Here is a 25,313-nt window from a genome sequence, read left to right on the forward strand (position 1 = left end):
GAAACTGGGGTACTGAATGACTTACACCGGATCCGACGATCTGACCGTCTCACTGGACGACGGCGTGTTGTCCGTGACGCTCAACCGGCCGGACACGCTGAACTCGCTGTCGCTGGCAATGCTCGAGCTCGTCGGGGATGCGGTGCTCCAGGCCGCGACCGACCCCGCGGTCAAGGTGGTCCGCCTCGGCGGCGCCGGCCGGGGCTTCTGCTCCGGCGCCGGCCTGAGCCCCGAGGACCAGGAAGCCAAGAAATTCGATGCCGCTGCGGTGCTGAACGCTGCCAACCGCGCCGTCGCAGCACTGGTCAACCTGCCGAAGCCCGCGGTCGCGGTGGTGCACGGCGTCGCCGCCGGTGTCGGGGTCTCCCTCGCCCTCGGGTGCGACATCGTCCTGGCATCCGAGAAGTCGTCGTTCCTGTTGGCTTTCACCAAGATCGGGCTGATGCCCGACGGCGGTGCCTCGGCCTTGGTCGCCGCGTCGATCGGGCGGGCCCGGGCCATGCGGATGGCGCTGCTGGCCGAGAAGCTGCCCGCCGCCGAGGCCTACGCCGCCGGACTGGTCAGCTCGGTGCACGCCGCCGACGACCTCGACGCCGAGGTGGATCGGGTGCTCGCGGCGCTCAAGTCCGGTCCGGCCGTGGCCCTGCGCAAGACCAAGCAGGCCGTCAACGACGCCACCCTGACCGAACTGAACAACGCGTTCGCCCGCGAAACCGCCGGGCAAATCCAGCTTTTGCACGCCGCCGACTTCCAGGAGGGTGTGACGTCCTTCCAGCAGCGGCGGCTACCGGTCTATTCCGACATCTAACCCGTGATTTGTGCACGTTTTTCCGCGCCGGCCGCGGAAGAACGTGCACAAATCGTTTGACGGGCGCGGGACGATGAATTGGTGAGTTCCCAGTTCGACGTCGAAACGCCCGAACCGCGGACCACTGACCGCTGGCGGGTATTCGCGCCCTTACGTTTCCGCGAATACCGTCTGCTCATCGCGGCCGTCTCACTGTCCATCTTCGCCGAGGGCATGTGGACGGTCGTGGCCGCGCTGCAGGTCATCGCGCTGGACAACGATCCGGCCGCGCTGTCTCTGGTGGCGACCTGTCTGGGTACCGGCCTGGTGTGCTTCGTGTTGGTCGGTGGCATCGCGGCCGACCGGCTGAACCGACGCAACATCATCATCACCGTCGAGGTCGTCAACCTCGCCGCGGTGACGGCCGTCGCTGTCCTGAGTTCGACTGGGGCGCTGCGTGTTTGGCACATGGCCGTGGCAGCGGCGTGCCTCGGCATCGCGGCCGCGTTCTTCTTCCCCGCCTACAGCGCGCTGCTGCCGCGGATACTGCCGCCCGAACAATTGTTGGCGGCCAACGGCATTGAGGGCGTGGTGCGCCCGGTGCTCCAGCAAGCTATCGGCCCGGCGGCCGCCGGTGTCCTCGTGGGACTGACCTTCCCGAGCGTCGGCGCGACCACCGTCGCGGTGTTGTTCGGCGTGGGCCTGGTCCTGCTGGTGGCCACCAGGCCCAGCACCGTCCGGGCCGACGAGGAACCGGTCGAGCACAAGCACGTACTGCACGATCTGCGTGACGGTTTCAGGTTCATGACCCGCACCCCGTGGCTGTTGTGGACGCTGCTGGTCGCCAGCGTCTACGTGCTGGTGGTGCTGGGACCCATCGAGGTGCTGGTGCCGTTCATCGCCGAACGACGCTTCGAAGACGGTCCGCGCGCCTACGGGTTCATCATGGCCGGCTTCGGCATCGGCAGTGCCGTTGGCGCGCTGGCGGTTTCCTACGCCCGGATGCCACGGCACTACCTGACCGCGATGATGGCGATCTGGGGTCTGGGCGCGTTGCCATTGGTCGTGGTCGGCAGCACGTGGTCGTTCCCGGTCATGTTCGCCGCGACGTTCCTCGTCGGCATCGGCGAGGGCGCCAGCATGGTGATCTGGGGAACGCTGCTGCAAATGCGGGTACCGACCGAGATGCTGGGCCGAGTGTCGAGCCTCGACTTCTTCGTCTCACTGGTATTCCTGCCGGTGTCCTACGCGATCGTCGGCCCGCTGTCGAAAATCGTTCCCATGCAATGGATTTTCGTGGTGTCCGGCGTCCTGCCGGCAATCCTGACGGCCTTCGCGTGGATCGTGGCGAAGATGGGCGCCGACGAATTGGCCCACCCGCTCTAGGCTTCGGCGTGATCCGTAACTGTCGGCGTTACGGATCACGCCGAAATCCCTAGCCGCGGTGCAGCGTGAGCAAGTGCTCGTAAACCTGGCCGTTGATGCGGTTGTGGTTGATCTCGTCTTCGGTGAGCTCACGCCGGATCTTGCCCGGCACGCCGGCGATCATCGTTCCCGGCGGCACCACAAATCCCTGCGGCACAACAGTTCCGGCCGCCACCAGCGAACCCGCGCCGATCCGCGCGCCGTTGAGCACGATGGCGCCCATGCCGACCAGGGCACCGTCCTCGACGGTGCAGCCATGCAGGACCGCGTTGTGCCCGACGCTGACGCCGGCGCCGACCTTCACGGGGAAGCCCGGGTCGACGTGCACGGTGCAGCCGTCCTGGATGTTGGAGCCTTCACCGATCTCGATGGGCTCGAACTCGGCACGCAGCGTCGTGCCGTACCAAATGCTGGCCCGCGCGGCGAGCGTCACCTGGCCGAGCACGGATGCGGTCGGCGCGACCCACGACTCGTCGTGCAGCTGCGGGGCATGGCCCTGGATGGGAAGAATCAACGGTCCTGACATGCGGCAGAGTTTAGGTCGCGCGCCGCGCGGGCCGGGAGCGTGGCGCAATCTGTGCGGTTCGTGTCGGTTCTGCCACTGGCCTACCCGTGGCGCCACCGGCACAGTGATGCGGTGACGCTCACCTCGACGACAGCGCCGACGCGCGCCGCGTGGGCCGTGGCCGCGGTCAGCTTCCTGGCCATCCTGGCCGCCGCCGGCTTCCGGGCCGTGCCCGGCGTCCTGATGGACCCGCTGCACCACGAGTTCGGCTGGTCGCACGCCACGGTGGGCCTGGCGATGTCGGTCAACATGACGCTGTTCGGGGTGACCGCCCCGTTCGGGGCAGCACTGATGGACAGATTCGGCGTCAGACCGGTGCTGTCGGTCGCGCTGGGGCTGGTCACGGCCGGTTCGGCGCTGTCGGTCCGGATGACGACCGGCTGGCAGTTGGTGGCGTGCTGGGGCGTATTGGTCGGCATCGGCACCGGATGCATCTCGATGGGCTTCGTGGCGACCGTGGCCACCCGCTGGTTCGACGAACGTCGCGGCCTGGTGACCGGCGTACTGACCGCTGCCAGCGCGACCGGACAACTGATCTTCCTGCCCTTGGTCGCCGAGGTCGCGACCCGGCACGGCTGGCGCTGGGCCTGCCTCATCGTCGCCGCGGCCGCATTCGCGGTCATCGCACCCGTCCTCATCGTCATGCGCCATCACCCCCCGATGCCGGTCACGGCACCGACGAACGGTTTCCGTTCGGCGCTGGACGGGCTCGTCATCGGCGCCCGGGTGCCCGTGTTCTGGCTCCTGGCGGGCAGCTTCGCGATCTGCGGCATGACCACCAATGGGCTGATCGGCACCCACTTCATCCCTGCTGCCGGCGACCACGGCATGCCGACGACGGTCGCCGCGGGTCTGCTGGCCACCATCGGCGTCCTCGACGTGGCCGGCACGGTCTGTTCGGGCTGGCTCACCGACCGGGTCGATCCGCGGCTCCTGCTGACCGTCTACTACATCGGACGCGGGATTTCCCTGATGCTGCTGCCTTCGCTGCTTTCCCCGCACGCCGACCCGGGCACCTGGGTGTTCATCGTGTTCTACGGCTTGGACTGGGTTGCCACGGTGCCGCCCACGATCGCGCTGTGCCGCGACTACTTCGGTGATCGGGCCCCTGTGGTGTTCGGCTGGGTGTTTGCCGCGCACCAAGTGGGCGCTGCGGTCGCAGCGGCCGCGGCCGGCTGGCTTCGGGACCTGCAAGGTAACTATGACCTGGCCTTTCAACTGGCCGCGGGCCTGTGTGCGGTGGCCGCGGTGCTGTGCTTCAGCGTGCGAAAAGTGCAGGTCAGCACCGCGTGACCAAACCGGACCACCGGTAGCTGATTTTGCTGTTTCGCAGCGCCAGCCATTACCATTCGACGGGCGCCACGCCCCGGCTGGGGTCTCCCCGATCGGTCCGTGTGCGCGACATGAACAGCTGAGGAGCCGAACCATGAAGACTCGCACCAGCAGATTTCTGGGCGTAACCGCGGCCGTCGCCGCCCTGACGGCGTCGCTGCCGCTGGCGGTGTCCGCCTACGCAGACCCGCCACCGCTGCCGCCGCCGACCAACAAGACGCCGGACCCCAAGGGCCCCGGCTGCGACCAGGTCAAGGTCGGCATGCCCGATCTGAGCACGCTGACCAACAAGCCGGTGAGCGCCGCTCTGGCCAGCATCCCGTCGATCAGCACCTTCAACTCGGCGATCTCCGGCGGTCTGAACCCCGACGTGAACATCACCAGCGTGCTGGACAACGGCCCGTACGTGGTGTTCGCACCCACCAACGCCGCCTTCGAGGCGCTGGACCCGGCCAAGCTGGCCGCACTGAAGGCCGACCCGGCCGCGCTGACGAGCCTGGACTACTACCACGTCTTCCTGGGCGTGCTGGGCAATGACACCGTCAAGGGCCAGCGTCCGACGCAGCAGGGCACCCAGATCAAGGTGACCGGCGACGGCGGCGACATCAAGGTCAACGACACCGCCAAGCTGGTCTGTGGCGCGATCGAGGCGAGCAACGCCCGCATCTACGTGATCGACACCGTGCTGGACCTGGCGGACGCCCCGACCCCGGTCACCGCCGCGGGCAGCGGGACCTCGACGTCGGCCACCACGACCACGTCGACCTCGGCGGCGCCGAGCACCACCGAGTCGGCTCCGGCATCGACCTCGTCTTCGGCTCCGGCCACGACGACGTCGGCCGCGCGGTAGTCCAGCCAGACAAACGAAATCGGCGCCCCTGCACCACGTTGTGCGGGGGCGCCGATTGGCTTCTATGGGCTGATTACAGGCCCAGATCGCGGCCGATGATGTCCTTCATGATCTCGGTGGTGCCACCGAAGATCGTCTGGATGCGGGAATCGCAGTAATCGCGGGCCACGCGGTACTCCATCATGTAGCCGTAGCCGCCGTGCAGCTGCAGGCAGCCGTCGATGACCTTCTTGGCGGTCTCGGTACAGAACCACTTGGCCTTCGCCGCCTCGACGGCGGACAGGTCGCCGTCGACGACACCCTGCAGGCACCGGTCGATGTACCGCTCGCACACGTCGAGCTCGGTGTCCATCTCCGCCAGCAGGAAGCGGTTGTGCTGGAAGTTGCCGATCGACTGCCCGAAGGCCTTGCGATCCTTGGCGTATTGCAGTGTCTGGCGCCAGCATTCGCGCGCACCCGCGATCGCCGAGATGGCAATACCCAAGCGCTCTGACGGCAGGTTCTGCATCAGGTGGTAGAAGCCGCGGCCTTCCTCGCCCAGCAGGTTGGCCTGCGGCACGCGGACGTTCTCGAAGTGCAGCTCCGAGGTGTCCTGAGCGTGCAGGCCCATCTTGTCGAGCTTGCGCCCCCGCTCGAAGCCGGCCATCCCACGTTCGACGACCAGCAGCGTGAAGCCCTTGTGCCCGGCTTCGGGGTTGGTGCGACACACCACGACGACGAGGTCGCAATTGATGCCCGACGAGATGAATGTCTTGGAGCCGTTGATGATCCAGTCGTCCCCGTCGCGGACTGCGGAGGTCCGGATGCCGGCCAGGTCACTGCCGGCGCCGGGCTCGGTCATCGCGACGGCGAGGATCAGCTCACCGCTGGCGATGCCCGGCATCCACCGCGCCTTCTGCTCGTCGTTCGCGAGGTGCTTGAAATACGGTGCGACGACGTCGTTCTGGAGACTCAACGACGGCGCCGGGCCGCCGTAGCGGGCCAGCTCCTCGTCGATCACGGCATTGAACCGGAAGTCGTCGGACCCACCGCCGCCGAACTCCTCGGGCATGTTGAACCCGATCAAGCCGTACTTCCCGGCGGCGAGGAACGCCGACCGGTCGACCATGCGCTGTTCTTCCCACTTCTCGGCATTGGGGACGAGCTCGCGCTCGATGTACTGCCGGGTGGACTCCCGCAGCGCTTCGTGTTCGCCTTCGAAAACTGTTCGCTTCATTACTATTTCGCTTTCCAAACGGGCTCGCGCTTCTGCGCGAAGGCCAACGGTCCTTCTTTGGCGTCCTCGGACTGCAACAGGGTGACGAACTCGCGGTTGGTGCGCTTCCAGCCGTCCTTCTCGCCGGTCACCACGCCGTCGTCGGCGCCGCATGCCACCCGCTTGCTGGCCTGCACGGCCAGCGGCGCGTTGGACGTGATCCGTTCCGCCAGTGCCAAAGCCGCGTCGACGACGGTGCCGTCCGGCACCACCTGGTTGATCAGACCCCAACGCAGCGCGTCGGCGGACGTCATCGGCTCACCGGTGAACAGCAGCTCCAGCGCCACCTTGCGCGGCAGCTGCTCGATGATCCGGAACACACCGCCGGCACCGGCGATCAGTCCCCGTTTCACTTCCGGCAGACCAAATTTCGCGCTCTCCTCGGCGACCACCAGGTCGCTGGCCAACGCCAGTTCCGAACCGCCGCCCAGGGCGGTGCCATTGACGGCCGCGATGGTGGGCTTGTCGATGAAATGACTGACGTAGCCGGCGAAGCCCCAGTCGGTGTGGTCCGGGTGGAAGAGGTTCTCGCCACGCGACAGCGCCTTGAGATCCGCGCCGGCACAGAACGATTTGTCGCCGGAGCCGGTGATCACGACAGCCCGGATTTCCGGGTCGTCCTGCGCGGCTTGCAGCGCGTCGCCGACACCGATGCTGACGGCCTGGTTGACCGCGTTGCGGGCGTCGGGCCGGTTGATGGTGATCAGCAGGACGTTGCCGCGACGCTCGGCGAGGGCGCCGGGTTCGGCGGAAACCGAGGTCACAACAGCTCCAGGATGGTCGCGTTGGCCTGGCCGCCGCCCTCACACATGGTCTGCAGGCCGTACTGAATCCCGTTGTCCCGCATGTGGTACAGCAAGGTGGTCATGATGCGGGCACCCGAACCGCCGAGCGGGTGGCCGAGCGCGATGGCGCCGCCGTTCGGGTTCAGCCTGCTCTCGTCGGCGCCGATGTCCTTGAGCCAAGACATCGGAACCGGGGCGAAGGCTTCGTTGACCTCGAAGACGCCGATGTCGCCCACGCTCAGGCCGGACTTGGCCAGCGCCTTTTGGGTAGCCGGAATCGGGGCGCTCAGCATCATCACCGGGTCTGCGCCGGCCAGCACCCCGGTGTGCAGCCGGGCAAGAGGCTTGAGGCCCAACTCTTTTGCCTTCTCCGCCGACATGATGAGCAGCGCTGCCGCACCGTCGGAGATCTGCGAGGAGTTACCGGCGTGGATGACGCCGTCTTCCTTGAAGGCCGGCTTGATGGCGGCCATGGACTCGACAGTGCCGCCGCGGCGGATGCCGCCGTCCTCGAGAACAATGTTGCCGTCCTGGTCCTTGATGCCCACGATCTGGTCCTTGAAGGCGCCGGCATCCTGTGCGGCAGCGGCCTTTTCGTGCGACCGCAGCGAGAACTCATCGAGCTGGGTGCGCGACAGGCCCCACTTCTCCGCCATCATCTCGGCGCCGGTGCCCTGGTTCGGCGTCTGGTCGTAGCGGGCGCGGAACGCCTCCGGGTAGGGGTGTCCGCCATTGGCGAGCGACGAGCCCATCGGGGTACGCGACATCGATTCGACACCGCCGGCGACGACGACGTCGTAGTGGCCGGCGACCACGCCGGCCGCGGCGAAGTGCACCGACTGCTGGCTGGAGCCGCACTGGCGGTCGACGGTGACACCGGGGACGGTCTCGGGCCAGCCGGCGGTCAGCACCGCGGTGCGGGCGATGTCGAGGGCCTGCTCGCCGGCCTGCATGACACAGCCCCAGATGACGTCATCGACGAGCGCGGGGTCGACGCCCGCGCGCTGCACCAGACCGTTGAGCACCTGAGCCGACAGTTCGGCCGGATGCACACCCGAAAGGGCGCCGTTGCGCTTCCCGACCGCTGACCGCACTGCCTCGACGATGACTGCTTCAGCCACGGACTTCTCCTTCAATGTTGAATTGACACCCGTAAACATGCTTTATCAGTGAACATAGAACAGTAGGTTTACTAGGTCAACCTACTAGTTGGTAGGCAGTCGCCATTTCCGTGAATGAACGGCTAACGCCATCCCACATGGTTTACTGAGTTGCCTAACAAGAGGCCAGCACATTCGGTTCAAGGAGGGCCCAGATGGCGCAGACTCCGCCGTTGTCGCCGATGATCGACCCACGTACTGTGCCATCCTCGACGAGCGGCCCCATCCGCTCCCCCAAAACCGCGGAACTGGTGGCCGGCACCTTGCGCCGCATGGTTGTCGACGGCCAGCTCAAGGAAGGCGACTTCCTGCCCAACGAGGCCGAGCTGATGGCGCACTTCGGCGTCAGCCGCCCGACTCTGCGCGAGGCCGTTCGCGTCCTGGAATCCGAGCGCCTGGTAGAGGTGCGACGCGGGTCGCGCACCGGCGCGCGAGTGCGCGTGCCCGGGCCGGAAATCGTCGCGCGCCCGGCGGGCCTACTGCTGGAGCTGTCCGGTGCCACGATCGCCGATGTGACCATCGCCCGCTCCAGCGTCGAACCCACCGTGGTGCGACTGCTGACCGAGCAGGGCAACACCGAGGTCTTCGACGAGCTCGACACCATGCTGGCCGAGTACGTCCCGTCCGGTTTGGAAACCGGCCGCATGGCCGAGACCACCGGCGACTTCCACTTGCGCATGGTCGAACTGTCCGGCAACGCGACGCTGGCCATCATCACCGGCATGCTGCACGAGATCACCGTCCGCCACATCGCGTTCGCGATGCGCGAGAACCGGCCGATGTCGAAAGCGGACTACGACATCCTGATGCGCTCCTACCGCCGCCTCATGACGCTCATGCGCTCCGGCAATGCCGCAGCCGCCGAAGCACATTGGCGCAAACACCTCGACACCGCGAACAGCCTGCTGTTCGAGGGCATGGAGAACCTCAAAGTCCGCGACGTCATGCGCTAGTCACGCCGTACACCGGCACGTCGTCGGCCCACGGCTGGCGGCTGACCATGTCACCCACCTTGACGTAGCCACTCTCGAACTCGCCGGTGGCGGCGTCGACCAAGCGGTACCGCTGTGTCTGCCGGTGGATGGGCTGCGCGTCGAGCATGACGATCCGTACCTCACCCGGCTCGAACTGGCACCGCTCCTGCAGCGCCGCGACGAGCTGTTCGTTCGACATGTGGCCGTCGCCGAAGTTCCAACCGATGGCGGTCGAGACGATGCGCTCGCCGTCGGTCAGGGTGTAGTCGTCCTCGTTGTACCCGGCCATGGCGCGGTGCGCGAGCGTGAACAGCGCCTTGCCGTGGGTGTTGAAGGCCCGGAACGCATACCCCATGTACAAGTACATCTGTGCGTTCTCCGGGCTGCCGTAATACCGCTCCATCTGGGTCGCGGGCATGCTGGCGATCGCGACGATGCCCTTCTCGATCTTCTCCGAAGCCGACGGCTTGATGCACCACAGCGACGTGTCCCAGTTGCCCGCGTAGTACCGCATGCCCGGCAGGAAAGACACCTTGCGCGGGAACAGGTTTCCGATCACCACGGTGCCCGCGACGACCGCGAACAGGACGACGGGCCACGGCGACGTCAGGTCGGTGACACCGACAGAGGCGTGCCCGACGAACAGCGTCACGACGCAGAACATCATGAAGACGTTCCACTCCAGCGGCACGCCCATCGGGATCGCCGACAGGATGCCGAAGTGGAAGCACAGCATGACGAACGCGGCGATGTACGTCGGCCAGCCGCCGCCCGAGAAGAACAGCACCAGCGGCACCCCGCCCTCGATGAGGGTGCTGAAGTGCGCCATGAACCGCGACGGCTTACCCGGCCGCAGGTCGTCCGGGTAGTGCTCGAAGAACGCCCGCTTGATGAACTTGGGCCGCAGTACCGGGTTGTTGCTCATCATGGTGGAGATGACGAACGGGAAGTGGTGGTTGAGTTTCGACACCGCGGCGCCCAGCCAGATCACCATGCACACCAGCTTGGCCGCGATGATCAGGTCGACCCCGTAGCCGGCGAACAGGAAGGCGACGGTGAACGAGCCGTACACCTCGCCGCGCGCGGCCAGGAAGATCACCTTGTCCCTGAGGCCGAGCACCGCCAGCACTCCCAAGATGGCCCAGATCTGCCACATCGGGAGCACACCGACGGCGGTGTGCAGTCCCGGCATCGGGCCGGTGCCGTCGGAGCACAGGGCGACGATGAGCAGGACCAGCAGCGCGCCGTAGAGCAGCACGTCAAGCGGCCCGCGGGTGTCGCCCTTGGTCAGCGGGATGCGGCCGGGCCATGGTGGCAGACGAATGGTCCTCGGCCGGAGCCAATACAGGATCGATCCCATGGGCGGGAAGAAGCGGTTGTTCAGCGGGCCGAACCCGCAGCCGAGGCCGACCACCTCGAACAACATCGTGTACAGCACGACCTTCTCGAACACGATCGGCTCGGTCCACCACGTCGCGACGTCGGCGAAGCCGTCGATCCCCTTGGTGGACAACGCGATAAGCCAGCCACCCAGGATGTACAGGCCGATCTTGACGACATAGAACAGGTGCAGCGCCACTGGCGTGCCAAAGCCCGTCTCGGCCCAGTGCCTGGCCATCGGCGCGATCTTCTCCGCACGGGTGCCCTTGCTCCACTCCGCGAAGTCGATGACGGGAGTGTCCTGTTTGAGAAAGCCCATACCCGTCAGACTAGAACGTGTTCTAGATTTCCTTTCGCGAACAGACGCAAAACTGTCGATTTGAGCGCGCGAAATCGACAGGTTTGCGTCTGCTCGCGAGGGGACGGTCAGACCTTGGCGGGCGGGCGGAAGAAGATCAGGAGCTGCCCGATGCCACCGGCGAGCCCGAGCCCGACGGCGATCGCCAGCCCGCACCAGCCGTGCAGCAGGTGATAGAAGCTGGTGCCGTGGAACAGCAGGCAGTCCAGGCTGTAGCGGCCCGCGCCGGTACCCGCGATGGCCACCGCCGCGACACCCAGCACCAGGTTGTACTCCCAGCCGGATTTCACGATGAAGAAACCGTTGTCGCGGTGCACGGTCCAGGCCGCCACGACCATCAGCGCCACGAAGCCCGCGGCGGGGATCGGCGTCAGGAAGCCGACCGCCAGGCCCAGGCCTGCCAGGATTTCGGTGCTGGCGGCCAGCCGGGCGTGCAGCAGGCCCGGCTTCATGCCGATGCTGTCGAACCAGCCGGCGGTACCCGGGATCCGGCCGCCACCGAAGAACTTGTTGTACCCGTGCGCAGCCATGGTCAGACCGAGCACCACCCGCAGCAGCAGGATCGAGAACGCGTAAGCAGTCACGCGTCGAGACTAAGCCCCGGAGTCCAGGACCGCTGACAACCGTTCCACATACGAATCGACATCCGGTAAGGCCGACGGGGACGCGTGCACGCTGATCGTGACGGTGTCCCCGATGCCGTGCACCCCGTGCGTCAAGCCCATCATCGGGGACAACGCCGGGCACGCGGTGGACAACACCACCGGGCATCCGCCGAACGTCAGATCGGCCCGCCCCCGGTTGACGCTGGACACCACGGTGTTGCCGGCCGCCGTCGCCGACCGGGCGTGTGGATCGAAATGACCCAGCCCCCAACGCAAGACCGGTGCCGGTACCGCCGCGGAGGCGGCATCGCTCGCCGTGACCGCGGGATGCTCGAAACGCTGCCGCCGCTGGGCGAGTTCCGCTTCGATCCGGACCGCCCGCTCATGGAACGGCAATTGCGGGTGCAATGCCACGCTGACGTTGCCGTAGTGGTTGTAGGCGTGGCGGGTGCTGGTCTTGGCCATGGGCACCTCGGCTCCGAGCGCGGTGACGCCGCCCAACTCAGCGGCCAGCGCCTCCGAGATGGCCGCCAGCACGCCCACCGTCACCGTCGGCCCGGGCAGCTGCGCACGATGACGGACCACCGCCCGCAGCACGTCGGGCCCCTCCGGCGCGTTGTTGGTCGGCTGCAACGGCCACGAATCCGCCGGTGCGGCAACAGCACCCGACTCGGTGTCCTGCACGAGTCGACGGTGAGCGGCGCTGGCTCGCCACGCCAGATAGGGCAGCGCCCACGTCCCCCACCGCGGCTCGACCACCGCGGGCACTTCCTGGTCCCGTCCGAAGATTCGCCCGACGAGGGCCGTCGCCCGCCGCCCGTCGGCAAGGGCATGCGACATCTGCACGACGACGACCGTGCCCGGCCCCTTGCCCTGGGCTGCCTCCGGCATCCCGGTGATGCCGGCGAACACGTGCAGCCGCCACACCTGCACTGTGGCGTCGAGTTGGTCACCGGCGGCCACGCCGCGGATGGCGTTCAGGCACCCGGACCAGGTGGCGTCGTCGAGTTCGTGCACGACGACGGATTCCTCGGCCAGCTCGCACCGCACCCACGACGGATAGCGCCACGAATCCGAATCATCTATACGTACCAACAACTCTGGACAGGCGGCCACGTTCCGTCGCACTGCTGCCAGCGCCTCGTCCAGGTCGGCGGGCACACCGTCGAACCCGCACACCTGAAACATGTCGTTGGGGATCTTCGCCGACATCCAGAAGCTCTGGGCGTCGGCAGCTGCCATCACACCGGTTCGAAATTGGCGATCAGCCACTGGCCCCCCAGTCGTTCCAGGGTCACCCGTGCGCTGGTCGGCGTGCTGGTCGGTGGCTGGTCGCCGACGCGGACAGTCTGGTTGACGAACACCAGCACGACGGCGTGGTTCTCGTCGACCGACACCGCGGCAGCGGCCGGCACCGATGTCGCCGCAGAGATGTGCCGCTGTTCGGCGCCGGGGATCACCGACTTGGTCAGCGTCGAGTACTCGTCCAGGAACGGAGTGGTGAGCAGCTTGCGCGCGTCGGTGAGTTGTTGGCGGACGGTGTCCGGTTCGTACGACAGCAGCGCGACCGTGCCGTCGCGGGCCACCTTGATCACCGCAGCCTGCTCGGCCTCGTTGCTGTGCCTCGCGGTCAGGTACCACAGGCCGCCGGCAGCGGCCGCGAGTACGACCGCCAGCGCCGGCAACACCCGGTAGGCGATCACCCGCCCCCACTCGATCCGAGGCTTCAGCGGTTTCGCCTGCGGCACAGCATCATCGGCAGCTGCCGGTGCCGCCTCAGCGGATTCGGACTCAGACTCGCTCCCCTCGGACTCTGCCGATTCAGGCTCCGCCTCGAGTTCCGTCGGCTCGAGCTCGGTCTCAGCTGCCTCGTCGGGCTCGTCCATCCCGTGCTTGCTCATTGGATCGGCTCCACGTTCGACACCTTGGCGTCCTCGCCCACCTTCTGCATCGTCAGCCGCACGCGCCAGTAGCGGTCCCGTTGCGGCGGACCGCTGCCGACCTCGGTGTGCACCTTCACCGCGACCAGCACCACGCCGCTGGTGTCGTTCGCCGATTCCACGCCGGCCTCGGTGATCGTGCCGGACGACACCGACTGCTGCTGCTTCACCGAGTCCACGACGGCCGCCGAGCGCTGTTTGAATTCGTCGAAGTAGGCGCCGGTCGAGGTATCCAGCGCCCGCTTGATGTCGTCGTCGACGTGCCGGTAGTCGATGGTCGTGAGATTGGCCGCGGACTGCTTCCCCGCGGTCAGATACATCTGGTGCAGGGCATCGTCGCGACGCGACTGCAGTTCGCGCTGGCCGAGCCAGGTCACCAGCGCACCCAGCGCAACCACCACCACAACACCCACGACCAATGCCACGATGACACGGTTATCCCGTTTGGGCGCAGCCTGTTTCAGGAAGGCGAGGGCTTCATCGTCGGAAACGGCCGGTTTGTCGTCGGCGGTGTCCGGCGTCGGGTCCGCGGCGCTCGCGTCTGCGTCGTCCACTTCGTCGGGATTCCTGTGCCGCCCGTGCTCGTCAGCCATGTGCCTTCCTCTCGCCGCGCGCCCGGCGTGGGCGGCGACACCTCGGCCGAGTCTAGAGACCACGCGGTGACGAGGGTCGTGTTCGGTTCAGTTAGCACAGCTCGGTAACGTGCGGGAGAAGTGACGAGAGGATTCCCAGTGAGCACCGATGAACGCACTTCCCCCGCCGATGGCGGCAGCAATCCACAGACGGTGCGATTCCGCGGTATCGACGAGCTGACCCTGGTCGCCGACGAGTGGAACCGCGACGCGGAGATTGCCCTGGACAAGCCCACCATCCTGATGTTGCACGGCGGTGGTCAGAACCGGCACTCCTGGAAGAACACCGGCCAGATTCTCGCGGACGCCGGCTTCCACGTCGTCGCGCTGGACAGCCGCGGGCACGGCGACAGCGACCGCTCCCCCACGGCGAACTACTCACTTGAGACGCTCACGGGCGACACCTTGCAGGTGATCTATCAGATCGGCCGGCCCGTGGCCCTGATCGGCGCCAGCATGGGCGGCCTGACCAGCCTGCCGGTCGCTCATGAGGCCGGGCCCGAGCTGGTCACCAAGCTGGTCCTGGTCGACGTGGTGCCGCGATTCGAGAAGAGCGGCAGCGCGCGAATCCGCGACTTCATGTTCAGCGGCATCGACGGCTTCGCCTCGCTGGAGGAGGCCGCCGACGCCGTCGCGGCGTACCTGCCCCACCGTGCCCGGCCGCGCAGCGTCGAAGGGCTCAAGAAGAACCTGCGGCTGCGCGACGGCAAGTGGTTCTGGCATTGGGACCCGGCATTCCTCACCGCGCCTGACGACGATCCGTTCGAGCGCGCCGAGATGCTCGAGCACGCTGCGATCAACCTCGAGATCCCGATCCTGTTGATCCGCGGCAAGCTCTCCGATGTGGTCAGCACCGAAGGCGTGCAGGACTTCCTACAAAAGGTGCCGGGCGCGCAGTTCGTCGAATTGTCCGACGCCGGACACACCGCAGCCGGTGACGACAACGACGCGTTCACCGACGCGGTCGTGCAGTTCGTCCGTCAATGACCCGATAGTGGGCCGTCGCCTCGATACTTGAGCGGTGACGGTAGAGCTGGTCGCCATCTGCGTTCTCGCGGTGGTCGTTGTCGCCGAGGCGATCGTGTTGCGGGTGACACGCACCCGGTTGCGCGCCGCGCGGCAGGAGATCGAGGAGTTGCGCTCGCCATCCGAGCCGCGAACCAACCTGCTGCTGGCCGGCGGGCGGGCCGCGGTCAAGACGATGTGGCAGACCGCCAACCTCATCAACAAAGAGGGTTTCGGCGGCGCGATGTGGTCATCGATCGAGGAGCTGGCCGGCTGGGCCGAAGTGGAGCGGCCGGATCTGGCCAAGTTGGCGCCGACCGGTCGGGTGGCGATCGTGTTCTCGGACATCGAGGGGTCCACCGCCCTCAACGAGCGGATGGGCGACCGGGCCTGGGTGCGGCTGATCGACCACCACGACAAGCTGGTCAGTCGGTGCGTCAAGAAGCAGTCCGGGTACGTCGTGAAGAGTCAAGGCGACGGTTTCATGATCGCCTTCGCCGAGCCCGAACAGGCGGTGCGCTGCAGCATCGACATGCAGCAGCAATTGGCCAAGGCCCCCAATGGCATTCGGGTCCGCATCGGCATTCACACCGGAAAGTCGGTGCGCCGCGGCGACGACCTGTTCGGCCGCAACGTCGCCATGGCGGCCCGCGTCGCGAGTCAGGCCGACGGCGCCGAGATCCTGGTGAGCAAAGCCGTGCGAGATGCCCTGTCCGGCTTGGGTTCCTGCGCCGACATCAGCTTCGACAGTGGTCGGACGGCGGAGCTGAAGGGCTTCACCGGGGACCACCGGCTCTACGCGGTGGACTGGCCGCCGGACTCGGCCAGCCGCTGATGTAACCGCGCGCGAATATCGTCGGCGGTATACGAGTTGCGCTTGCGCTGATCACGCGCGACCAACACGCCACCGGCGACCACTCCCGCGACACCCGCCATGCCAACCCACTTCCACAAGCCACGCATGGCTCGATTCTGCCTTCCTGGGCGAGCGAAGCGACGAGGAATGTTTAACTGCCCAGATGACTGGTAATGCGGTGACGTTGGAGCGGGCGCTGGCCGAGACCCGGACCGGCGATATCTGGTTGTTCCGCGGGGCTTCCAAGCCCGACCGTGCCATCCAGGCACTCACGAATGCGCCCGTCAACCACGTCGGCATGACGGTCGCCATCGACGATCTGCCACCGCTGATCTGGCACGCCGAACTCGGCGACAAACTCGAATGCCTGTGGAGCGGCAGCCACCACCGCGGCGTGCAACTCAACGACCTGCGCTCCGCCGTCGAACGGTGGGTGTACGTGTACGGGCAGCGCTGCTGGCTGCGGCAGCTGACGCCGTACGCCACCCGCGAGCAGGAGGACCTGGCACTCAAGGTGGTGGCCCGCATGGACGGCACCGCGTTCCCCACCACGGCCCGGTTGACGGGTCGATGGTTCCGCGGTCGGGCACCGGTGATCAGCGACTACACCCGCGGAATTCCGGTGGTGCACCAGAAGGTTCGCGAAACCGCCGAGAAGGACAAGAACCGTCGGCGGGCGGCCGGACTGGAGACCGCGTACTGCGCCGAGACGGTGGCCATCACCTACGAGGAGATGGGGCTATTGGTCACCGAAAAGCGCGAGAACTACTTCGATCCGGGGTCCTTCTGGAGTGGTGATTCTCTGTCGTTGACGCCGGGATATCAGCTGGGCAGCGAGATCGAAATCCTGGCCTGACCTCGGATTCCGGATCCGTCAATTAATTCCATTCGCCATTCGCAGGGCGCCGTCGTGATCAATAATTGTGGGCAAATGCCCGGTTACGGGTAAGCCCCCAGGAGGCGTCATGCGAATGAAAAAAGCGCTTGTTGCATCATGGATTGCCGCTGCCGCGATCGGTGGGGCGGTCAGCCTTGCCCCACTAGCCGGCGCCCAGCCGGACCCCGATGTGCCCTACGGCGGCGACGAATTCGAGGCTCCAGGGCAGGGCCCCAATCCAGGAAGCTTCGGATTCCACGAGTCGAATCACGACGAGCAGGACACCTCGGCCGGCGCTACCGACGTGCCGTACTGATCCGTTGCCCTGCTGCGTTATTCGCGGCGATAGCTGAGGTCGGCGTGGGTGCGCTGGCACATCCGGTCGATGACCTTCACCCGGCTGCGGTACATCACCTGGGTGCGCGCGCGGCGCACGGGCCCGATGAAGTCCAACGCCGACCACACCGTGGTCGCCGCCATGGTCAGACCGACCAGCGGCACCATCACCGGATTGACCTTCGGGAAGCCCAGCACATCGGAGATCTCGTTGCCCAGCGCAGCACGAGCCACCACTGAGTGCGACTGCGGCAGCAGCCAGCGCGCGATGCGATGGCTCGGCTTGTTGCCGGTGACGCCGTAGATCTCGGGATAGGCCTCGATCAGCGCGGTGCCCAGTTCGGTGGAACCGGCATCGGGGGCGATCACCTCATCGAGGAACATCCACAGCAGCCTGCTGGTGTCCGACTCTGTGGCGGGGATCAGGTTCGGGTGCACCCCGACGATGAAGGCGATGTACCGCCAGAGGTGCACGACGGCCTCACGGTCCTTGCGGTGCAACCGATTACCGGCCATGCCCGCAACGACCAACGGCACCAACGTGAACGCGATGATGACCGAGCTGAACACCTGCTGATGCACGGCGAAACGACCCTCATCCCAGTCGGCGCGCTTGGGCATGCCGGACCGCAGGAAGGCATGGGTCAGCCGCACCCGCACAGAGGATTGGTAGCCCAGTTCGCCGCGCTGCAGCAAGCCGGGGGTCGTCACGGCCGACAGCCAGGACAGGGTCTCGACGGCGCGCGTCCCGGCCTTGTCCCGGGTGTCGCCGGCCCGCAGCAGCACCGCGTTGCCGTCGGGCGTGGTGTACGTCAGCGCCAGACCGATCAGCAAGCTCGGGGCAAGCAGCGGACCCATCCGGCTGGTGACCTCGGCGCCGCGCTGCAGCTTCTCCGGGTCGACCCAGTACGGCACCTCCTCGACCGCGGCGAAGAACTCCCGCAGCACCGGCGGCGCGTCCTCGACGGTGTCGATGCCGTGGGCCAGCGCCTGTTCGAACTGGCCGCGCAACTCCTTCGCGCCCGGCCCCTTCATGGCCGCGACCACCGCGTCGGCCAGCGGGTCACCGGTCACGCCGTATTTGGCGAAACCCTCGACCTGGGCCTGCGTTGGCCGCAGATCCTCGGACAGGAACTTCGGCAGCAGCCGCAGCAGGGTGGAGTTCGCCAGTTCGGGACTCGGCACCCGCTCATAGAGCTCGTAGGTCGGGCGCACATCGACTGATGTCATACATCCAATCTAGAGTCAGACTCTAGATTAGGCAATGGTGACCGCGCGGGCCAGCAATTCCCGCGCCTGGAGCAGGCATTTTTCGACCTCGTCGGGAGTCAGCCGGGCATTGTCGGTGCGCAGCGCAAGCGCGGCGACGCCGTTCCAGGCCCCGAAGAGGAAGTAGGACAACATCCGACTGTCGACGGCCATGACCTCACCGTTGTCGACAGCAGCCTGGATCCGCTGTTCGAAAGCGTTGCGCAGCAAGTTAATCCGCGCCGATACCTCGCCATCAAGCGGATTACTCGGCCCGCCAAGGGCATTCACCGAGAGGTAGCGGGTCAAGGCCGGGCGGTCCACCAACAGCCGCATGTAGGCCACCCCCGCCTCCAAGACCTGCTCGAACGCAGTGCCCTCGGTGGCGTATGCCGCCATCAATTCGGCCATCGAGGTGTCGAGCAGACGTTGGATCACCGCCGACACCAGCGCATCTTTGGTACCGAAGTGGACGTACACCGACGCCGGTGAAATCCCGGCGACCTCAGCCACGTCCTCCATGCGGATGGCGTCTGTCGAACGATCCGAGAGCAGTTGCTCCGCCGCATCGAGCAATGCGGCTCTCGTCCGCATCCTGCGGCGTTCACCCCTGACCTGTGCGGGATTCTCCGAGACGCTGCTCATGACCTGACCCTAAACCGCAGCCGACGGTCGTTAAGTCGGGACGCGGGCCGATGTCTAGTTGGCCGACGGTGTGGGTGGTGGTTGGAATGGCTGGTACCACCACCATTGGGCGCGTTCCCCGGTGGGGCCGGGGCACGGCGGCACATCAGGACGGGGTGCGGTCGGTGGCCGCGCCAGGGATCTGTTGGTGAGCTGATGTCCAGCCGCGTCGGTGACGATCAGCCGGTCGGCAGGTCCGGTGATGGTGATGCCACCTTTGTGGTGCAACCGATGGTGGTACGGGCACACCAGCACCAGGTTGTGCAGCTCGGTGACGCCGCCATCTTCCCAATGGATGACGTGGTGCGCATGCAAACCTCGGGTGGCACCGCATCCGGGCACGACGCAGCAGTGGTCCCGGTGCTCCAAAGCCCGGCGCAGGCGCCGGCTGATGGTGCGGGTGCTGCGCCCGGCACCGATCGGCTGACCGTGCCGCTCAAGCCAGACCTCGCACGTCGCGTCGCACAACAGGTACGCGCGTTCATCATCGGTTAGCGCCGGGCCGAGATGCAGTGCCGCCGCCCGCTTTTCCGCATCCAGGTGCACCACCACCGTGGTGTGCTGACCATGTGGACGACGTTCCACATCACAGTCCCAGCCGGCTTCGATCACACTCATGAACGCATCCACACCGTTCGGGAACGGCGGCGCCGCTTCCGATGAGGGTTCACCAGCGCCCTCTTGCTCGTGGTCGCGCTTCCAGTCCGCCACCAACGCATCCTGATGCGACGCCAACGCCGCGTCGACCTTCGCGGCCTCCAACTTCGGCAACCGAATCTTGTATGTGGTGGACCCGTCATCGTGCGTGGTCTTGCTGATCGACCGCTCGGGCTCAGGCGTCGGCTCAGGCTCGGATTCCGGGCGTGGCTCCAGACTCACGGCCTTGCGCAGCTGGGTGACCGTGGCGCTTTCAGCGAACTGGGCGTAGTGCTTATCGGACCCGTCCGCGGCGTGTTCGGCGACCACGCCCACCTGATCCAACGACAACCGGCCCTCACACATCGCCTCGGCGCAGCGCGGGAACTCCTCGACCCGGTGCGCGACGGCCACCATCACTTCCGCATTACGGGGTGACACCCCGGTTTTCCACGCCACCAACGACGTGAGCGACTTGGCACCGGTGGCGCCCCACAGCCCGTCACGGTCGATCTCGGCGACGATCTCGACCAGGCGTCCGTCGATCGCGTTGCGCTGACCGGTCAACTCCCCGATCTCGTCGAAGAACGCCTCCAGACGCTCACACGGCGACACCTCAACATCGAAAGCCGTTGCGGTGCTGGACATAACACCATCAAAGCAGAAGGCACCGACAAATTTCGGCCGTGTCGGATCGACGCCAACAGGCTGCTAGCAGTTCAGGAGTCCAACTCCAGCAGTCGCTTCGGGTGCATACCCTCGACCTGCCCGATGAAGGGCGGGTGGATGCTGTAGCCCAGCATCCGGCGAATGTCTTCCGACACCCGGCGCACGGTGTCGCGAGTCATCGACAGCGTGAACGCCTCCTGCGGCCGCAGCCACGGCTCGCAGTATTGGGCGGTGACGGCCAACCGAGGACGGTCGGTGCGGTTGGCACCGCCGCCGTGCCACAACGTGCCCGGGAAGAACACGCACGAACCCGCCGACATCACAACGGGTTTCCGCTCGGCGTCGTCGTCGGGCAGCTGGTCGCCCCACCGATTACTACCGGGGACGACGTCGGTGGCGCCGTTGTCGGCGGTGAAATCGTCGATGGCCCAGATGGTCGCGGCGCCCAGCGGGGCCCGGGGGCGTGGCAGCGGATAGAAGCCATCGTCGGTATGCAGCATCTGGGCCTGCTCGCCCGGCAGGATGTTGATCACCTGAAGCATCGACAGCAGATAGTTCGGCAGGAACATCCGGTCCAGTAGCGCGAGCACCCGCGGGTGGTCGGCAATGACGTCACACGCCGCGGTCTTGTTCAGCACGCTGTAGATCCGCTGCGTGGAACGTCCCTCAAATCCGTTGCGGCCGTGCCGATCCAGCATCGGCGTCACCGCGGCGCGAATCCCGTCGAGCTGCGTGGGGCTGAGCAAATCGGGCAGGATCACGTACCCGTCGCGCGCCATCGCGGCGAGGTCGGCCTCCACGATCGCGGGGTCCACCGTCGCACCACTGCTTTCGGTTCGGCGATACGTGCCGGCAAGATCGCCGCTCAAGTCCGCCAACGATGACACTTCAGTGCTCATTGCCCACTCCCGCCGAAACATAACTGAATTCTGTTATGTTCGGACTATGGCACGCGCCCCGATCGGACGTCAACAACTTCTGACCGCCGCCCGCGACGAACTGGTGCGCGGCAACGGGGTGCTCGAACTGAGCGCGCTGACCCGTCGGGCGCAGCTCAGCACCGGCGCCCTCTATCACCACTTCGGCTCCAAAAGCGGTCTGCTCGCAGCGGTTTACGACGACTTCTACCACGGGCTACGCCATGCCATCGCCGACGTGCACCTGCCCGCCGCCGCCGACTGGGGTGTCCGGGAACGCGAGCGCACCCGGCGTTTCGTCGCATATCACTTCGACGATGACCTGGCGCCGATCCTGCTCGGCCGCGCGACACTGGACCCCGAACTCGCCGAACTCGAAGCGGTGCATCTCCAGACCATGAGCGAGGTCGCGGCCGACAACATCCGCAGTGGACAAGCCCTCGGTCAGTTGCCCGACGACATCGACGCGGCCAGCGCCGGCGCGTTCGTCATCGGCGGCCTGCGGCACAGCATCGCCCAGCAGTTGCGCGCCACGCCCAGGGCCGACCCGGACCTGGCAGCCGAACGACTCTGGCACCTGACCGCCGCGGCGCTCGGCATTTCTTGACCGCAGGATCACACCGTCCCGCGCGCGGCCCACGCGATGGCAGTGACGGTGAACGGCCCGGCGCCAAGACGTTCGCGCGCAACGGTTTCCAGCCTGCCGCGCGCTTCGTCGTCAAGTCGCTGCACGTAGTCGCCGGCGGGGCCGACACCGAACGTGTACGGCTCCCACCACTCCTCGAAGGTCGGGTGCACGACGTCGATGGCGATGGCGTCTTCGTGCACGTCGCGTAGTCCCGCGATTTCGAAGATCTCGGTCAGGTGACCTTTGTGCGCCCCGGAGAGCAGCGCCTCGTCCTGTGCTTCGGGATCGATCACGTGAACCGCATCCCAGAACGGCGCCAGCGCACCGGTCGGCCCGTCCCACACGCAGGCCGCGACGACGCCGCCGGGCCGGGTCACCCGGGCCATCTGGCTGACGCCGACCACGGGGTCCGCCATGAAGTGCACCACCAACTGTGCGAGCGAGATATCGAAAGCATCTGCGTCATAAGGCAATTCCTCTGCCGTGCCGCTGCGCACATCGATGGCAGGGAAACGCGCACGAATCGCGTCGACGAACGGCGGCGACGGATCGATGGCCGACACCTCGGCTCCGACCGACAGGGCATGGGCCGTCAGAGCGCCGGGACCGCAGCCGACGTCGAGCACCTTGCTGCCCGCGGCGATCCCGGCGAATGCGCCGAAGACCGTCGCAAGAGGTTCGGCATACCGGCCCATGTAGCGGCCGTAGGCGTCTGGCGAGACGACGAAGCTCACCGCCGAATGCTATGCCGCCGTCCGCGAGTGCGAGCCCTATGCACGAAATAGCCGCCGATCGTGTGCATACCCCTCACAGCCGGCCCGACAACTAGACGCCGAACTTGGCCTTTGCCTCGTCACTGACCGGCGTGAACAGATTGACCAGATTGCCGTCGGGATCACGGAACAGCAGGGCACGGTTACCCCACGGCATGGTCGTCGGCGCGGTGACGACCTCGTCCAACCGCCCTTGCAGCCGTTCATATTCCGCGTCGACGTCGGCCACGATGAACTCGATGATGGCGCTGCGGTTGGCCGCGGGCTCAGCGGACCCCACCCCGAACAATGGGACGGTCTTGTCGCTGCCGATAGCCAATGTGCCCACCGGCGTTCGGATTTCCGCAAACAGCTCGTTGGCCCAGACCGCTTCGGCTCCGGTCACCAATTCGTAGAAGCCGACCAGGCTCGGCACGTCGGCGGTGATGATGCGGGTGGAAACAAGCTTCATATTGCGCAGGCTATCGGCGAGCACCGACAGATTCGCGTGATCGAGCGTGGGCGACGACGCGGAATTCTGGCCGTTTTGGCACGTAAGGCCCCACGCTCGACATCCGCCGGATCAGAACGCGTTCACCAGCAGGACGTAGGCGAGGGTTCCGGCGCCGACGCTGAGCAGGGTTCGACGACCGCCGAGGAGGTGGGCTCCCACCGTGATGGCCACCCCGAGCGCCGCGTACACCACATGCCTGACGTCGCCCGAGACCGAACGGAAGGTGCTCGCCGCGAGAATGACCACGATGCCGACGGGCATCCACGCGGCCATCGTGTTGACGAAACGAGACTTTCGCAGCGGCTGCAGGATCGCGAACGGCACCGCTCGCAAGGCCAGATTGATGACGAACACGGTCGCCAGCACTGCCGCGAGGTATCCCAGGTCAGGCATCGACGGTCACCTGCCGTCGCACCAGCAGGTACCGCACCACGAGCGCCGCGATGAACAGCAGCAGCCCGACGAACAATGCCGCGTGAGGCGCAACCACCACCGCAATCGAGAAGCTGAGGGCGGCCAGCAGCAGCGAAGGCACGCCGTCGCGGGATCGGCACGCGTCGAGCGTCAGGGTGACGAACAGTGCGCACAAGGCGAATTCGAGCCCTTCGATACGCGCGGGCAGCAATGAGCCGAGCAACACGCCCGTCAAACCGCCACCGACCCAATAACATTGGAACGCGGCCTGCATCGAGACCAGGCGCCACGACGTCCAGCCGCGCGGGTTGGCGGCCGTCACCGCATACGCCTCATCGACGAGGGTGTAGACCGAATACGCACGGGCGAACCGGTTGCGCACCACGTGCAGCGGAAACGTGAAGGCGTAGAAGACGTGACGGAAGTTCACCAGAAACGCGGTCAGTGCCACGGTCGCCAACGGGGTGGCCGCGACGATCATGCCGATCAGCAGCAGCTCCAACGACCCGGCGAAACACGCGATGGACAGAGCCGGCGCGACCCACCACGGCAGCCCCGCCTGGACGACCAGCAACCCGAAGGCGACGCCGATCGGATACATGCCGAGCCCGGCCGCCAGCGACGCCCGCACACCGGCGGCGACCTCCGCCTTCCGAGACGTCGGTGCCAGGGTATCCATGCCAACAATGATCCCAGGATGCGTGCAGCATATGGTTGCTACTTAGTGCGCTCGATAGCCTTGGTGAGCAATAATTGGGCATGGATAGACTTGATGCAGCAATAATCGATGTCCTCCGCGAGGACGGCCGGATCGCGAACGTCGCGCTGGCCGAACGAGTCGGACTCACTCCAGGGCCGTGCCTGCGACGGGTGCAGCGGCTCGAAGCCGACGGCGTCATCGTCGGCTACCAGGCCCAGATCTCACCCGCTGCCGCCAACCAGAGCTTCGAGGTCCTCCTCGACATCGAGATCACCGACTTCGACATGAAGAGCATCGAGTCGTTCGAAGACAAGATGGCCGCCTATCCCCAGGTCCTCGAACTCCACCGACTGTTCGGGTCGCCGGACTATCTGTGCCGCGTCGCGGTCGCGGACCTCGCGGCCTACGAGCAGTTCCTGACGAGCAAGGTGCTCTCCATCGCCGGCATCCACCGCGTCTCGTCACGCTTCCCGATGAAGACCATCAAGTCGCTGCGGCCGGCGTGACATCTCGCCGAGCGTGGGCCCTTACGTGAGATCCGCGCCGTTTTTTGACGGAATGCCCCACTCTCGGCGCCGGCCGTCTACCAAACTGGAGGCTTTCCCACCGTCACGCGCGAGGCAGGAGTCCTGCATTGTCCGTTCGCTGGTCAGGAGTGACGATCGACTGCGTCGACCCGATCCGGATGGCGACGTTCTGGGGACTGCTGCTGGGGATCGATCCGTCCAACGAGCACGGCGACGACCCCGGTTGGGCGACCGTCGGATCCAGCTCAGGCCCGACACCACGGCTCACCTTCCAGCGCGTACCCGAAGCGAAGTCGACGAAAGTTCGCATTCATCTCGACGTTGAGGTCGCCGATATCGAGGTAGGCCGCCAGCGAGTCGAAGGCCTCGGCGGGCGGTGGTCGGGGACCCGTCACGACTACGACGAGGGCATCGTCATGGTCATGCTCGATCCCGAAGGCCACGAGTTCTGCCTGGTGCAGTACTTCGAAAATCCAAGCGCCATAAGCTAACCCGCGCCCGT

30 protein-coding genes are annotated in these 25,313 nt (G+C 66.5%); 12 read left to right on the forward strand and 18 right to left on the reverse strand.

Annotation, left to right across the window (positions count from 1 at the left end):
* Window positions 1–16: 16 nt before the first annotated feature.
* Together ACNO8X_RS25355 and tet(V) are read left to right on the forward strand one after the other, a co-directional pair.
* Window positions 17–808, forward strand: coding sequence for an enoyl-CoA hydratase (locus ACNO8X_RS25355; RefSeq protein ID WP_418003230.1), 792 nt, complete (start codon window positions 17–19; stop codon window positions 806–808).
* A gap of 81 nt (window positions 809–889) precedes the next feature.
* A complete protein-coding gene (tet(V), locus tag ACNO8X_RS25360) occupies window positions 890–2,173 on the forward strand; it encodes a tetracycline efflux MFS transporter Tet(V) (protein ID WP_418003231.1) in 1,284 nt (427 codons plus the stop codon).
* A gap of 49 nt (window positions 2,174–2,222) precedes the next feature.
* Here tet(V) and ACNO8X_RS25365 read toward each other — a convergent pair whose 3' ends face one another.
* Entirely contained in the window at window positions 2,223–2,738 is a 516-nt protein-coding gene (locus ACNO8X_RS25365) for a gamma carbonic anhydrase family protein (protein WP_043396016.1), read from the reverse strand.
* Between the two features lie 111 nt (window positions 2,739–2,849).
* On the opposite strand from ACNO8X_RS25365, the gene ACNO8X_RS25370 reads away from it, so the two are divergent.
* Window positions 2,850–4,070, forward strand: coding sequence for an MFS transporter (locus ACNO8X_RS25370; RefSeq protein ID WP_418006033.1), 1,221 nt, complete (start codon window positions 2,850–2,852; stop codon window positions 4,068–4,070).
* Between the two features lie 133 nt (window positions 4,071–4,203).
* The gene (locus ACNO8X_RS25375; protein WP_043984741.1) at window positions 4,204–4,959 is read left to right on the forward strand and encodes a fasciclin domain-containing protein; all 756 of its coding nucleotides are present in this window, start codon (window positions 4,204–4,206) and stop codon (window positions 4,957–4,959) included.
* Window positions 4,960–5,032: 73 nt separating this feature from the next.
* Here the strand turns inward: ACNO8X_RS25375 and ACNO8X_RS25380 are convergent, their stop codons facing one another.
* Genes ACNO8X_RS25380 through ACNO8X_RS25390 form a run of 3 tightly spaced genes read right to left on the reverse strand, consistent with a single transcriptional unit; the run spans window position 5,033 to window position 8,120 of the window.
* Window positions 5,033–6,175, reverse strand: a complete 1,143-nt coding sequence (locus ACNO8X_RS25380; protein ID WP_418003232.1) for an acyl-CoA dehydrogenase family protein — start codon at window positions 6,173–6,175, stop codon at window positions 5,033–5,035.
* A gap of 2 nt (window positions 6,176–6,177) precedes the next feature.
* Window positions 6,178–6,978 (reverse strand): crotonase/enoyl-CoA hydratase family protein, encoded by an 801-nt coding sequence (locus ACNO8X_RS25385; RefSeq protein ID WP_418003233.1) that lies wholly within the window; start codon window positions 6,976–6,978, stop codon window positions 6,178–6,180.
* Complete coding sequence (locus tag ACNO8X_RS25390; RefSeq protein ID WP_418003234.1) at window positions 6,975–8,120, reverse strand: thiolase family protein; 1,146 nt, start codon at window positions 8,118–8,120, stop codon at window positions 6,975–6,977. Before ACNO8X_RS25390 ends, ACNO8X_RS25385 begins: the two co-directional genes overlap by 4 nt.
* A gap of 194 nt (window positions 8,121–8,314) precedes the next feature.
* Between ACNO8X_RS25390 and ACNO8X_RS25395 the strand changes: the two genes are divergently transcribed.
* Window positions 8,315–9,112 (forward strand): FadR/GntR family transcriptional regulator, encoded by a 798-nt coding sequence (locus ACNO8X_RS25395; RefSeq protein ID WP_418003235.1) that lies wholly within the window; start codon window positions 8,315–8,317, stop codon window positions 9,110–9,112.
* Here ACNO8X_RS25395 and ACNO8X_RS25400 read toward each other — a convergent pair.
* The 5 genes from ACNO8X_RS25400 to ACNO8X_RS25420 form a co-directional block, all read right to left on the reverse strand.
* The gene (locus ACNO8X_RS25400; RefSeq protein WP_418003236.1) at window positions 9,102–10,832 is read right to left on the reverse strand and encodes a DUF3556 domain-containing protein; all 1,731 of its coding nucleotides are present in this window, start codon (window positions 10,830–10,832) and stop codon (window positions 9,102–9,104) included. The genes ACNO8X_RS25395 and ACNO8X_RS25400 overlap by 11 nt on opposite strands.
* Window positions 10,833–10,939: 107 nt before the next feature.
* On the reverse strand, window positions 10,940–11,455 hold the full coding sequence (locus tag ACNO8X_RS25405; RefSeq protein ID WP_043395663.1) for a DoxX family protein: 516 nt from the start codon (window positions 11,453–11,455) through the stop codon (window positions 10,940–10,942).
* Between the two features lie 9 nt (window positions 11,456–11,464).
* The gene (locus ACNO8X_RS25410; RefSeq protein ID WP_418003237.1) at window positions 11,465–12,718 is read right to left on the reverse strand and encodes a WS/DGAT domain-containing protein; all 1,254 of its coding nucleotides are present in this window, start codon (window positions 12,716–12,718) and stop codon (window positions 11,465–11,467) included.
* Window positions 12,718–13,377, reverse strand: a complete 660-nt coding sequence (locus ACNO8X_RS25415; RefSeq protein ID WP_418003238.1) for a hypothetical protein — start codon at window positions 13,375–13,377, stop codon at window positions 12,718–12,720. Before ACNO8X_RS25415 ends, ACNO8X_RS25410 begins: the two co-directional genes overlap by 1 nt.
* A complete protein-coding gene (locus ACNO8X_RS25420; protein WP_418003239.1) occupies window positions 13,374–14,009 on the reverse strand; it encodes an Mce protein in 636 nt (211 codons plus the stop codon). The genes ACNO8X_RS25415 and ACNO8X_RS25420 overlap by 4 nt, the downstream gene beginning before the upstream one ends.
* A 138-nt stretch (window positions 14,010–14,147) precedes the next feature.
* Between ACNO8X_RS25420 and ACNO8X_RS25425 the strand changes: the two genes are divergently transcribed.
* Together ACNO8X_RS25425 and ACNO8X_RS25430 are read left to right on the forward strand one after the other, a co-directional pair.
* Window positions 14,148–15,035 carry an alpha/beta fold hydrolase gene (locus ACNO8X_RS25425; RefSeq protein WP_418003240.1) on the forward strand — a complete coding sequence of 296 codons (888 nt, stop codon included), beginning with the start codon at window positions 14,148–14,150 and terminating at the stop codon, window positions 15,033–15,035.
* A 34-nt stretch (window positions 15,036–15,069) separates the two neighbouring features.
* A complete protein-coding gene (locus tag ACNO8X_RS25430) occupies window positions 15,070–15,888 on the forward strand; it encodes an adenylate/guanylate cyclase domain-containing protein (protein WP_418003241.1) in 819 nt (272 codons plus the stop codon).
* Here ACNO8X_RS25430 and ACNO8X_RS25435 read toward each other — a convergent pair.
* On the reverse strand, window positions 15,849–16,016 hold the full coding sequence (locus tag ACNO8X_RS25435) for a hypothetical protein (protein WP_418003242.1): 168 nt from the start codon (window positions 16,014–16,016) through the stop codon (window positions 15,849–15,851). The two genes, ACNO8X_RS25430 and ACNO8X_RS25435, sit on opposite strands and share 40 nt — an antisense overlap.
* A 56-nt stretch (window positions 16,017–16,072) precedes the next feature.
* On the opposite strand from ACNO8X_RS25435, the gene ACNO8X_RS25440 reads away from it, so the two are divergent.
* Both ACNO8X_RS25440 and ACNO8X_RS25445 read left to right on the forward strand, forming a co-directional pair.
* Window positions 16,073–16,765 (forward strand): hypothetical protein, encoded by a 693-nt coding sequence (locus tag ACNO8X_RS25440; protein ID WP_043395672.1) that lies wholly within the window; start codon window positions 16,073–16,075, stop codon window positions 16,763–16,765.
* A gap of 109 nt (window positions 16,766–16,874) precedes the next feature.
* Window positions 16,875–17,102, forward strand: coding sequence for a hypothetical protein (locus tag ACNO8X_RS25445; RefSeq protein WP_418003243.1), 228 nt, complete (start codon window positions 16,875–16,877; stop codon window positions 17,100–17,102).
* Between the two features lie 17 nt (window positions 17,103–17,119).
* On the opposite strand, the gene ACNO8X_RS25450 is transcribed toward ACNO8X_RS25445, so the two are convergent.
* The 4 genes from ACNO8X_RS25450 to ACNO8X_RS25465 all read right to left on the reverse strand — a co-directional run bounded on the left by ACNO8X_RS25450 (window position 17,120) and on the right by ACNO8X_RS25465 (window position 21,258).
* Entirely contained in the window at window positions 17,120–18,352 is a 1,233-nt protein-coding gene (locus ACNO8X_RS25450) for an oxygenase MpaB family protein (RefSeq protein WP_418003244.1), read from the reverse strand.
* Window positions 18,353–18,379: 27 nt separating this feature from the next.
* Window positions 18,380–19,015, reverse strand: coding sequence for a TetR/AcrR family transcriptional regulator (locus tag ACNO8X_RS25455; RefSeq protein ID WP_418003245.1), 636 nt, complete (start codon window positions 19,013–19,015; stop codon window positions 18,380–18,382).
* Between the two features lie 54 nt (window positions 19,016–19,069).
* Window positions 19,070–20,338, reverse strand: coding sequence for a DUF222 domain-containing protein (locus tag ACNO8X_RS25460; RefSeq protein ID WP_418003246.1), 1,269 nt, complete (start codon window positions 20,336–20,338; stop codon window positions 19,070–19,072).
* A gap of 71 nt (window positions 20,339–20,409) precedes the next feature.
* Window positions 20,410–21,258 (reverse strand): phytanoyl-CoA dioxygenase family protein, encoded by an 849-nt coding sequence (locus ACNO8X_RS25465; protein WP_418003247.1) that lies wholly within the window; start codon window positions 21,256–21,258, stop codon window positions 20,410–20,412.
* 46 nt (window positions 21,259–21,304) lie between these two features.
* Between ACNO8X_RS25465 and ACNO8X_RS25470 the strand changes: the two genes are divergently transcribed.
* Complete coding sequence (locus ACNO8X_RS25470; RefSeq protein ID WP_418003248.1) at window positions 21,305–21,883, forward strand: TetR/AcrR family transcriptional regulator; 579 nt, start codon at window positions 21,305–21,307, stop codon at window positions 21,881–21,883.
* Between the two features lie 8 nt (window positions 21,884–21,891).
* Here ACNO8X_RS25470 and ACNO8X_RS25475 read toward each other — a convergent pair whose 3' ends face one another.
* The 4 genes from ACNO8X_RS25475 to ACNO8X_RS25490 all read right to left on the reverse strand — a co-directional run bounded on the left by ACNO8X_RS25475 (window position 21,892) and on the right by ACNO8X_RS25490 (window position 24,263).
* On the reverse strand, window positions 21,892–22,638 hold the full coding sequence (locus tag ACNO8X_RS25475) for a class I SAM-dependent methyltransferase (protein ID WP_418003249.1): 747 nt from the start codon (window positions 22,636–22,638) through the stop codon (window positions 21,892–21,894).
* Window positions 22,639–22,729: 91 nt separating this feature from the next.
* A complete protein-coding gene (locus ACNO8X_RS25480) occupies window positions 22,730–23,128 on the reverse strand; it encodes a VOC family protein (RefSeq protein WP_418003250.1) in 399 nt (132 codons plus the stop codon).
* 111 nt (window positions 23,129–23,239) lie between these two features.
* Window positions 23,240–23,563 carry a branched-chain amino acid transporter permease gene (locus tag ACNO8X_RS25485; protein ID WP_418003251.1) on the reverse strand — a complete coding sequence of 108 codons (324 nt, stop codon included), beginning with the start codon at window positions 23,561–23,563 and terminating at the stop codon, window positions 23,240–23,242.
* On the reverse strand, window positions 23,556–24,263 hold the full coding sequence (locus ACNO8X_RS25490; protein WP_418003252.1) for an AzlC family ABC transporter permease: 708 nt from the start codon (window positions 24,261–24,263) through the stop codon (window positions 23,556–23,558). The genes ACNO8X_RS25485 and ACNO8X_RS25490 overlap by 8 nt, the downstream gene beginning before the upstream one ends.
* Before the next feature lie 80 nt (window positions 24,264–24,343).
* Here ACNO8X_RS25490 and ACNO8X_RS25495 point away from each other — a divergent pair, with 80 nt between their 5' ends.
* Together ACNO8X_RS25495 and ACNO8X_RS25500 are read left to right on the forward strand one after the other, a co-directional pair.
* Window positions 24,344–24,790 (forward strand): Lrp/AsnC family transcriptional regulator, encoded by a 447-nt coding sequence (locus ACNO8X_RS25495; protein ID WP_418003253.1) that lies wholly within the window; start codon window positions 24,344–24,346, stop codon window positions 24,788–24,790.
* Window positions 24,791–24,939: 149 nt separating this feature from the next.
* Window positions 24,940–25,302: a VOC family protein gene (locus ACNO8X_RS25500; RefSeq protein WP_418003254.1), complete on the forward strand. Its 363-nt coding sequence runs from the start codon at window positions 24,940–24,942 to the stop codon at window positions 25,300–25,302.
* Window positions 25,303–25,313 lie beyond the last annotated feature (11 nt).

It is taken from the genome of Mycobacterium sp. PDNC021, from assembly GCF_048282635.1.
In the GTDB taxonomy this organism is placed as follows: Bacteria; Actinomycetota; Actinomycetes; order Mycobacteriales; family Mycobacteriaceae; genus Mycobacterium; species Mycobacterium llatzerense.